This window comes from Chitinimonas sp. (assembly GCF_041904975.1).
Lineage (GTDB): Bacteria > Pseudomonadota > Gammaproteobacteria > Burkholderiales > Chitinimonadaceae > Chitinimonas.
Map to the genome: position 1 here is coordinate 1 of NZ_JAYRLZ010000153.1, position 9,935 is coordinate 9,935.

The window sequence follows — 9,935 nt, forward strand, 5'->3', positions numbered from 1 at the left end:
GCCCTGGCCGGCTTTTGCTGCTTTGGGCAAAGCCAACGTGCTTGTTGCGGGGGGGCATGGCCCGCTCCTACGGCGCTCAGATCAGTGCAGCTTGTTCAGCGCCAGGTTCAAGGCCAGCACATTGACACGGGGCTCGCCGAACAGCCCCAGCTGCGGGCCCTCGATATGGTCGCCCACCAGGCGCGATACCACTTCCGGCGCCAGGCCACGCGCCTTGGCGATGCGATTCACCTGATAGTAAGCCGCTGCCGGCGAGATATGTGGGTCAAGCCCGCTGGCCGAGGCGGTCACCAAATCGGCAGGTATAGCGCCTTTTTGCTCAGGATGGGCGGCGCGCAGGGCGTCGATGCGACCTTTGACCGCATCGACCAGGGCCGGGTTGGTCGGGCCGAGGTTGGCGCCGCCGGATGCCAGCGCGTTGTTCGGCATCGGCCCGGTGGCCGATGGACGGCTCCAGAAATAGCTTGGGCCGCTGAAGTTCTGGCCGATCAGGCTGCTGCCAAGCAGCTGGCCGTTTTGCCTGATCAGGCTGCCGGCTGCCTGATGTGGGAAGATCACCTTGGCCGCGACAGTCGCGGCGGCTGGATAGGCAATCCCGGTTATGGCGGTCAGCACAATAAACAGCGTCAGGGCGGGGCGTACGAGTGAAGACATATGCAAACTCCTTGCGTTGCGCATTCTCGCCCGCTTCAGGGAAAGAATGCGGTAGGGCGGGCCGTGCCCGCCTTACGTGGCTCTGTTAAACCAGCCCGACCATGCCGAGCAGCACATCGATCAACTTGATGCCGACAAAGGGCACCAACAGGCCGCCAAGGCCATACACCAGCAGATTGCGGCGCAATAGCGCGCCGGCACCCAGTGCGCGGTACTTCACCCCTTTCAAGGCCAGTGGAATCAGGAACACGATGATGATGGCGTTGAAGATCACCGCCGACAGGATGGCGCTGGCCGGGCTGTTCAAGTGCATCACATCGAGCGCACGCAGCTGCGGATAGGTGACGGCAAAGGCGGCCGGGATGATGGCGAAGTACTTGGCCACATCGTTGGCCACCGAGAAGGTGGTCAGCGCGCCACGCGTCATCAGCATTTGCTTGCCGATTTCGACGATCTCGATCAGCTTGGTCGGGTTGCTGTCGAGGTCGACCATATTGCCGGCCTCCTTGGCCGCTTGCGTACCGCTGTTCATGGCCACTGCCACATCGGCCTGGGCCAGCGCCGGCGCGTCATTGGTGCCGTCGCCGGTCATCGCTACCAGCTTGCCATCAAGCTGGGTATCGCGGATCAGCTTGAGCTTGTCTTCCGGCTTGGCTTCGGCCAGGAAGTCATCGACACCGGCTTCGGCGGCGATGGCGGCGGCGGTGAGGCGGTTGTCGCCGGTGATCATCACCGTCTTGATGCCCATGGCGCGCAGTTCGGCAAAGCGCTCCTTGATACCGCCCTTGACGATGTCTTTCAGCTCCACCACGCCCATCACCCGGTAGTTGTCGAAGACCACCAAGGGCGTGCCGCCACGGCGGGCGACCTGGTCGACCAGGTCCTGCACGCTGGCCGGGAAGCTGCTGCCATGCACTTCCACCGCGCCTTTCACTGCATCGGCCGATCCCTTGCGGATCAGGCGCAAGCCGCCCTTGCCGTCCGGGATATCCACGCCCGACATGCGGGTCTGGGCGGTGAAGGGGACAAAGTGTGCATCGTGCAGCTCGCGGCCACGGATGCCGAATTTTTCCTTGGCCAGCACCACGATGGAGCGGCCTTCCGGCGTTTCATCGGCCAGCGAGGCCAGTTGTGCCACATCGGCCAGTTCCCTGTCCGATACGCCCGGTGCCGGCAGGAAGGCGCTGGCCTGGCGATTGCCCAGGGTGATGGTGCCGGTCTTGTCCAGCAGCAGCACGTCCACATCGCCCGCCGCCTCCACCGCACGGCCCGAGGTGGCGATGACATTGGCCTGCATCATCCGGCTCATGCCCGCCACGCCGATGGCGCTAAGCAAGCCGCCAATGGTGGTTGGAATCAGGCACACCAACAGCGCCACCAGTACGGTGACACTGACCGGCTTGCCGGCGCCGGCCGCTGCCACGCTATACAGCGAGAACGGCAGCAAGGAGGCGCAGGTCAGCAAGAACACCAGAGTGAGCGCCACCAGCAGGATGGTCAGCGCGATTTCGTTGGGCGTTTTCTTACGCTTGGCGCCTTCCACCATGGCGATCATGCGATCGAGAAACGCTTCGCCCGGATTGGCGGTGACGCGTACCACCAGCCAGTCGCTGAGGATGCGGGTGCCGCCGGTCACCGCCGAGAAGTCGCCACCCGATTCACGGATGACCGGGGCCGATTCGCCGGTAATGGCGCTCTCATCGACCGATGCCACACCTTCCAGCACCTCGCCGTCGGCTGGGATGGTGTCGCCGGCTTCCACCAGATAGACATCATCGCGGCGCAGGCTGTTTGAGTCGATCACCGTCACCTTGGCACCGGCGAATGGACTGCCCCGGAGGGGGCTGTCCTGCCCAGGGGCAGGACGGGGGAATAAAACAGAGGAGCCGCCGATGGCGTGCTCCGCGAGTTTTTTCGCCACAACATTCTTGCGAGTACCGCGCAGCGCCGCCGCTTGCGCCTTGCCGCGACCTTCGGCCAAGGCTTCGGCAAAGTTGGCGAACAGCACGGTAAACCACAGCCAGGCTGATACGCCGAAGATAAAGCCGGCCGGCGCCTCGCCGTTGCCGCCGAGGGCCTGGAAACCCAGCAGGGTGGTCAGCACGCTGCCGATCCAGACGACAAACATCACCGGATTGCGCCACTGCGCGCTGGGCGACAGCTTTTTGAAGGATTCGCCTATGGCTGGTTTGACCAGCACCGGGTCGAACAGGGGGAGCTTATTGCTCATGGGTTTGCCCGTACCGGCGGCGAGCTTGCTCGCTTGCGTTTTCGCATTCATGGCCGGTCTCCTTAGTGACTAAATAGTTGCAGATGCTCGACGACAGGGCCCAAGGCCAGCGCCGGGATATAGGTCAGCGCGCCGACGATGATCACCGTGCCGACCAGCAGCACGACAAACAGCGGGCCATGGGTGGGCATGGTGCCGGCGGATACCGCCAGGCGCGGCTTTTTGGCCAGGCTGCCGGCAATGGCCAGCACCGGGATCAGCACGGTAAAGCGGCCGAACCACATGGCAATGGCGAGCAGGAGGTTGTAGAACGGCGTATTGGCCGAGAGGCCTGCAAAGGCCGAGCCATTGTTATTGGCGGCCGAGGCAAAGGCGTACAGCACTTCCGAAAAACCATGGGCGCCGGGGTTGGCCATGCCGGCCAGACCGTCCTTTGCCAGCACCGCGATGGCGGTGCCGCCGAGCACCAGCAAGGGGGTAGCCAGAATGGCGATCGAGATCATTTTCATTTCAAAGCTCTCGATCTTCTTGCCTAGGTATTCCGGCGTGCGGCCTATCATCAGGCCGGCCAGGAATACCGCCAGGATGGCGAACAGCAGCATGCCGTATAGGCCGGAGCCGACCCCGCCGAATACCACTTCGCCGAGCTTCATCAACACCATCGGCACCATGCCGCCAATCGGCATCAGGCTGTCGTGCATGGCGTTCACCGCACCGCAGCTGGCGGCGGTGGTGACCACCACGAACAGGCTGCTGGCAGTGATGCCGAAGCGCGTTTCCTTGCCTTCCAGATTGCCGCTGCTGCCATCCATGCCCAGTCGGGTCAGCTGCGGGTTGGCGTGCGATTCCGACCAGGCTGTGACACCGACTGCCGCGACAAAGATCACCGTCATCGCCGCCAGAATCACCATGCCCTGACGCACATCGCCGACCATGCGGCCAAACATGAAGCACAGGGCCGCCGGGATCAGGAAGATGCTGAGCATCTGCACGAAGTTGCTCAGTGGCGTCGGGTTCTCGTACGGATGGGCGGAGTTGGCATTGAAGAAGCCGCCGCCATTGGTGCCCAGCATCTTGATCGCTTCTTGCGAGGCCACCGGGCCCATGGCGAGGGTTTGCTTATCGGCCTTCTGGTCTTCCATGACCGGCTTGCCAGCGGCATCCAGCATAGGCTTGCCCGCTGCATCATTCTTTGGCACTTGGTAGGCAACGGTCTCAAGCAGCTTGGCATCCTTGTAGGCGTCGAAATTCTGGATGACGCCCTGGCCGACCAGGAATAGCGCATACACCAGGGAAATCGGCAGCAGCACATAGCTGGTGCCGCGCCACAGGTCCAGCCAGGCATTGCCGACGGTGCCGGCCTTGCTGGCAGCATCAAGCGCGCGACGGCGGGCAAAACCGCGAATCAGGGCAGTAGCGACGGCCAGGCCGGTAGCGGCCGACAGGAAGTTCTGCACCGTCAGCGCCAGCATCTGGGTCAGATAGCTCATGGTGCCTTCGCCCGCATAGCCCTGCCAGTTGGTGTTGGTGACAAAGGAAATGGCGGTGTTGAACGAGGAATCAGGCGATACCGCTGCCATGCCGGCCGGGTTCAGTGGCAAGGCGGCTTGAAAGCGTTGCAGGGCATACACCGCCAGCACACCCAGGGCATTGAATAGCACCAGGGCGATGGCATAGCGCCACCACGGCATATCGTCATCAGCGCGTGCGCCGATCAGCCGGCACAGGCCGCGATCGAGCTTGCCCAGCCAGGCAATGCGCGCCGACAGGCTGCCTTCCATCACGCAGACCAGATAACGGCTCAAAGGCCAGGCCAGCAGGAATAACACACCCAGATAAATCAGGATTTGAAATACGACCGAGGCATTCATGCGACCTCCTCGGCGTTGAATAGTGAATACAGCAGATAGACCAGCAAGAACACGGTGAGGCCGCCGGCAAGCCAATACAGCCAGCTCATTTGACGTTCTCCAGCTTGCGACACGCGGCGACGAGGCCAACGGTGACGAGCGCGAAAACAGCGATAACGCCGAGAAAGACGAAGTCCATGGTGATGCTCCCTGAAGGAATGCGCGGTGATGCAATGCTAGGGAGCGCGGCGTAAAGATGGTGTCTAGATCAAAACGGACGACGTAAAGATTGCGTAAAGACGGTCTGTTCGTGTTGTGGCGCCATAAAAGAGAACGGCAGCCCCCTGGCGCCGACGTTGCCAGGGGGCTGCCGCAAATTCAGCGTCGAGTGGGGTCTAGTTGGCGAATCGCTTTGCCAGCCAGGTATCAACTGACAGCTTGCCGGGGCCGTGCGCGAACAACAGGGCGAGGATGATTCCCCACAGCAGATGGTGTGTCAGCAATGCGTCGTTTTGCGACAGCACATGGTAGTACGACACTACCGCCATCGCGTTGACGGCGCTGAGGCCCAGTGCGCCAAAACGCCCGCCAATGCCGACAACCAGCAGCACCGGCATCAGCAGTTCGCCGGCCGTGCCCATTACCGCAGCCAGCGCCGGCGGCAGCACCGGCACATGGTATTCGTCGGTAAACAGGGCGATGGTGGTGTCCCAGTCGTTGAGCTTGGTAAGGCCGGACAGGAAAAACACCCGGCCGATATAGATACGCGCCGCCAGGTCGATCAGCGGGGCCAGATAGCGCTCCACCATGCCATTTATGCAGCGGGCGCGATGAATGAAAACGGTAACTAAGTGGTTCATTGCGGGCTTTCGTTGAAATCAGCAATCACTTGGTCGGTGATCCAGCCGTGTAATGACGCGCCGAGATCAAATTCCATATCGGCATCCAGCGCGCATTCCAGCGCCTCGGCCAGACAATGGCCGTTGGCACAGGCTTGCAGGAAAGCAAAACTCGATTGGCTCAGGCGCCTGACCCTTACCTTGTTGTGCCGGTTACGCCAGCACAGCGCCCACTCGCCACCTTGATCGGGCGAGGGGAAGGCTTCATGGTCGGCGTCATCCTCAGCCAGATGGGCGCGCCACAGGCTGGCGATCGGCCAGCTCGATGCCAGCAGCCCGACGGCAGGGTCCAGCTGCAGACACAGTGCCCCCTGCCGCTCTGGCGCGACGTCGGCCAGGCGCGCCAGATCAAAGCGCCTGCCATCGTCGGCGAAATAGGCGCGATGGCATAACCAGTCGAGCCGCGCTGCATCGGCCAGATAGGGCAGCTCGGCTGCCGGGGCAAAGCCGGCGATAAAGTCGGCAAAGTCGCTGCCATAGCGATGAATATCGCCGGAGTGGGACGGGGTCTGCCGGGCGTACAGCCTTGCCATACCGCCAAAGAATTCCTCACCGACCAGCTGCTGTACTACCGGGTAGCTGTCGGCCAGTGCATCGGCGCGGTTGAACAGCAGATTATTGGCATAGGCGCTGGCGCCAGCGGCATGCCGGCCAAACAAGGCCGCAGCCGCCTCGGGCTGGCTCAGTGCCTCGATAAAATCATGCAATTGTTGCTGTACCGATTTCATGGTCAACCTCGCACCCGGTCGATGGCAGCCTGCGCCCGCGCGCTCTCGGCCTGCAGTTCGCTAAAGGCTGGCAAATTGGTGTCGCGCTCCAGCAAAACCGGCAATGGGCCGAGTCGCGCCAAGGTGGTGTCGAGCAGCTGCCACACTGCCTCCACCACTGGCTGGCCGTGGGTATCGATCCACAAGCCATCGTCGCGTGCTTCAAAGCCGGCGATATGGATTTCGGCGATTGCGGCAGCGGGCAGGGCATCGATGGCCGCTTGCGCATCGCGCCCCAGATTGTGTTCGTTGACATGCAGATTGTTCAGATCGAGCAGCAGGCCGCAGCCGCTGCGCCGCGCCAGCTCGGCGAGAAACTCGCCTTCGGCAATCTGGTCATCGGCAAAGCTGATGTAGGACGACAGGTTTTCGATCAGCACCACCCGGCCCAGCGCCTCCTGCACCTGGTCTACCCGCTCCACCATCCAGTCCAGTGCGTCCTGACTATAGGGCAGGGGCAGCAGATCGTTGAAGAATTCATCGCCAAGACGATTCCAACACAGGTGCTCCGACACTGCCTGTGGCTCGATGCGCTCTACCAGGGCGCGAAAGGCGGCGAGGTGGACGGGGTCGAGCGGTGCAGGCGAACCCAGGCCAAGGCCGACACCATGCAGCGAGATCGGGTAGCGGGCGCGCACCCGCTCCAGCGCCGCCACATTGGCGCCGCCACCGAAGTAGTTTTCCGCATGCACTTCAAACCAGGCCACGTCGGGCAATTGCCGCAATACTTCGCCAATATGCGGCGGCCGCAAGCCGATTCCGGCCGCTTTGGGTAGGGTAGACAGGATCATGATCACCAATACAAAAACGGGCGGCTTGTGCCGCCCGTATGGGGATGTTCTACAGCCTTACTTCTTTTCGCCGGCCTTGGTGCTGCCACCGAGCTTTTCGCAGGTGCCCTTGGCGACATATTTCCAGTCGGTAGCGCTGTTGTCGGTCTTTGCCTGACCTGCGCAGCTGTGGCTGCCGTCGCTGGAAGCGCAATCATTCTTGCCGGCCTTGGCCACGCCATAGCATTTTTCCTTGGCTGCCTTGTCGTCGGCCATTGCGCCGCTCGACAGACCGAGAGCGATCAGGCCGGTGAGGGCGCCAGTCAACAGAGCTTGTTTCTTGTCCATGGTGAATCTCCTAGAAAAGTGAAAATGCGTGAGCGATGGATTCGCCAGCCTTCGTCGATGATAGTGGGGGAAATCTTACGTGCAAGCTATCAAGGGCAAAAACATGGTCAGCAGCTTATACGCAGCAAACTGAATTCTGGATTAACCCGCAGCAATCAAATTCCGGCAAAGGCAGCGGCGTGTCTGCCAGCGTTGTCAGCCGATCTGGTTGGTCAAAGGCTCGCCCGCCTCGAACGCCCGAGCATTGTCCAGGGTCGTGTGCGCAATATTGGCCAGCGCCTCATGGGTCAGAAAGCCCTGATGCGAGGTGATCAGCACATTGGGGAAGGTGGTCAGCCGCGCCAGCACATCGTCCTTGAAGCCGGTATTGGACAGGTCTTCGAAAAACACCCCCTCTTCCAGCTCGTACACATCCAGCCCCACGCCACCGAGACGGCCTTGCTTGAGTGCGTCGAGCAAGGCGCCGCTGTCGATGATGGCGCCGCGGCTGGTGTTGATCAGGATAGCGCCCGGCTTCATCGCCGCCAGGGCCGCTGCATCGATCAGATGGCGGCTGTCCGGGGTGAGGGGCAAATGCAGGGAAACGATATCGGCTTCGGCCAATAGCTGCGGCAGGGCAACGACATGGGCGGCCAGGCTCTGGACAAACGCCGGGTCCGGATGCGGGTCGGCCAGCAATACCCGGCAGCCAAAGCCACGCGCAATGGTGGCCGCCACCTGGCCGATCTTGCCGGCGCCCACCACGCCGAAGGTCTTGCCATACAGATCAAAGCCCACCAGGCCATCGAGGGCGAAATTGGCTTCGCGCACGCGGGCATGGGCGCGGTGGGTCTTGCGCACCAGGGTCAGCAGCAGGGCAAAGGCATGTTCGGCCACTGCATGCGGGGAGTAGGCCGGCACCCGCATCACGGTAAGCCCTAGCGCACGGGCGGCGGCAATATCGATGCCGTTGAAGCCGGCGGCACGCAGCGCAATCAGTCGGGTGCCGCCCTGTGCCAATTGCTTCAGGCAGTCTTGATCAAGCCGGCAATTGACGAAAGGGCAGACGGCAGCAAATCCAGCAGCCAGAGGCGCGGTTGCCTGATTGAGCCGCGCCTCGAAAAAGCTCAGCTGATGAGCAAACCGCACATTGGCCTCGTTCAAGGCCTGGCGGTCATAGCTGTGAGCATCGAATACGGCGATACGCATTACTTTCCTCGGTGATGGTCAGGCACGAAGCCAGGCGCGGTCGTCAGTATAATCCGCCGACTTATTCCGGATGGATTGCCTCATGTCCCTGCCTGCCCCTGTCGATCTTGCGCCGCTGCACACCCTGGGCTTGCGCGCCAGCGCTGATCGGCTGCTTACCCTGACCAGCATCGAGCAGTGGCCAGGGATCCATGCGCAATTGACCTTCCCGCTGCATATTCTTGGCGGCGGCAGCAATCTGGTGCCGTCGGAGCGGGTTGCCGGCACGGTATTGAAGGTCGAGCTCAAGGGCCGGCAACTGCTGGGTGAGGATGAATATGCCTGGTATGTGGCCGCCGCCGCGGGCGAGAACTGGCACGACTTTGTGCAATGGACCCTGGCGCAAGGCTGGCCGGGCCTGGAAAACCTCAGCCTGATTCCCGGCACGGTGGGTGCCGCGCCGATCCAGAATATCGGTGCCTATGGCGTGGAGCTGAAAGACCGCTTTCATGCGCTGAGCGCCATGAATCTAGCGGATGGCCATAGCTGCATCTTCACCCCCGAGCAATGCAGCTTTGCCTACCGCGACAGTGTGTTCAAGCAGGGCGAGGTCGATCGCTGGTTGATCACCGAGGTCTTGTTCCGCCTGCCCAAAGCGTGGCAGCCGATGCTGGACTATGGCGACTTGCGCCAGCAGCTGGCGGGCCAGACGCCCACACCGCAGGTGGTGGCCGAGGCGGTGATCCGCACCCGCCAGAGCAAATTGCCCGATCCGGCGCAGCTGGGCAATGCCGGTAGCTTCTTCCATAACCCGCGTGTGGATGCCGCGCAGGCCGATGCCTTGCGCGCCCGCTTTGCCGGCCTGCCCTGTTACCCGCAGCCCGATGGTACGGTCAAACTGGCGGCGGGTTGGCTGATCGAGCAAGCCGGCTGGAAAGGCCGCTCGCTCGGGCCGGTGGGCATGTATGAAAAGCAGGCGCTGGTGCTGGTCAACCATGGCGGCGCCACGGCAAGCGATGTGGCGGCGCTGATGGCGGCGGTGAAGGCCGATGTGCTGGCGCGCTTCGGTGTGGCGCTGCAGGCGGAGCCGCAGTGGTGGTAGTGGCGACGACTGCAAATCTGGTGGACGAAATACAACAGCGCAAGCCTGTCCCGTATTTGCCCTTCCTTATACACCCGCGTAACATCGCGCGTTTTTGCAACACCTGTGGCAATACGACCACTGTGAGGTAACCCCATGTTTTCCTTTG

General features: G+C 62.3%; 10 protein-coding genes. 1 reads left to right on the forward strand and 9 read right to left on the reverse strand.

The window, feature by feature from the left end:
* Positions 1–81: 81 nt before the first annotated feature.
* The 9 genes from kdpC to ACE3OH_RS14175 all read right to left on the reverse strand — a co-directional run bounded on the left by kdpC (position 82) and on the right by ACE3OH_RS14175 (position 8,706).
* The gene (kdpC, locus tag ACE3OH_RS14135; protein WP_374354019.1) at positions 82–654 is read right to left on the reverse strand and encodes a potassium-transporting ATPase subunit KdpC; all 573 of its coding nucleotides are present in this window, start codon (positions 652–654) and stop codon (positions 82–84) included.
* A gap of 85 nt (positions 655–739) precedes the next feature.
* Complete coding sequence (kdpB, locus tag ACE3OH_RS14140) at positions 740–2,884, reverse strand: potassium-transporting ATPase subunit KdpB (protein ID WP_374354052.1); 2,145 nt, start codon at positions 2,882–2,884, stop codon at positions 740–742.
* A 62-nt stretch (positions 2,885–2,946) separates the two neighbouring features.
* The gene (kdpA, locus tag ACE3OH_RS14145; protein ID WP_374354022.1) at positions 2,947–4,755 is read right to left on the reverse strand and encodes a potassium-transporting ATPase subunit KdpA; all 1,809 of its coding nucleotides are present in this window, start codon (positions 4,753–4,755) and stop codon (positions 2,947–2,949) included.
* The gene (gene kdpF / locus ACE3OH_RS14150) at positions 4,752–4,844 is read right to left on the reverse strand and encodes a K(+)-transporting ATPase subunit F (RefSeq protein ID WP_374354025.1); all 93 of its coding nucleotides are present in this window, start codon (positions 4,842–4,844) and stop codon (positions 4,752–4,754) included. Before kdpF ends, kdpA begins: the two co-directional genes overlap by 4 nt.
* 285 nt (positions 4,845–5,129) lie before the next feature.
* Positions 5,130–5,594 (reverse strand): DoxX family protein, encoded by a 465-nt coding sequence (locus ACE3OH_RS14155; protein ID WP_374354028.1) that lies wholly within the window; start codon positions 5,592–5,594, stop codon positions 5,130–5,132.
* Positions 5,591–6,361, reverse strand: a complete 771-nt coding sequence (locus tag ACE3OH_RS14160; protein WP_374354031.1) for a putative DNA-binding domain-containing protein — start codon at positions 6,359–6,361, stop codon at positions 5,591–5,593. The genes ACE3OH_RS14155 and ACE3OH_RS14160 overlap by 4 nt, the downstream gene beginning before the upstream one ends.
* 2 nt (positions 6,362–6,363) lie before the next feature.
* Positions 6,364–7,191, reverse strand: coding sequence for a DUF692 family multinuclear iron-containing protein (locus ACE3OH_RS14165; RefSeq protein ID WP_374354034.1), 828 nt, complete (start codon positions 7,189–7,191; stop codon positions 6,364–6,366).
* Positions 7,192–7,248: 57 nt separating this feature from the next.
* A complete protein-coding gene (locus ACE3OH_RS14170) occupies positions 7,249–7,518 on the reverse strand; it encodes a DUF2282 domain-containing protein (protein ID WP_374354043.1) in 270 nt (89 codons plus the stop codon).
* 195 nt (positions 7,519–7,713) lie between these two features.
* Positions 7,714–8,706, reverse strand: a complete 993-nt coding sequence (locus ACE3OH_RS14175; RefSeq protein ID WP_374354046.1) for a 2-hydroxyacid dehydrogenase — start codon at positions 8,704–8,706, stop codon at positions 7,714–7,716.
* A gap of 82 nt (positions 8,707–8,788) precedes the next feature.
* On the opposite strand from ACE3OH_RS14175, the gene murB reads away from it, so the two are divergent.
* Entirely contained in the window at positions 8,789–9,787 is a 999-nt protein-coding gene (murB, locus tag ACE3OH_RS14180) for a UDP-N-acetylmuramate dehydrogenase (protein WP_374354049.1), read from the forward strand.
* Positions 9,788–9,935: the final 148 nt, after the last annotated feature.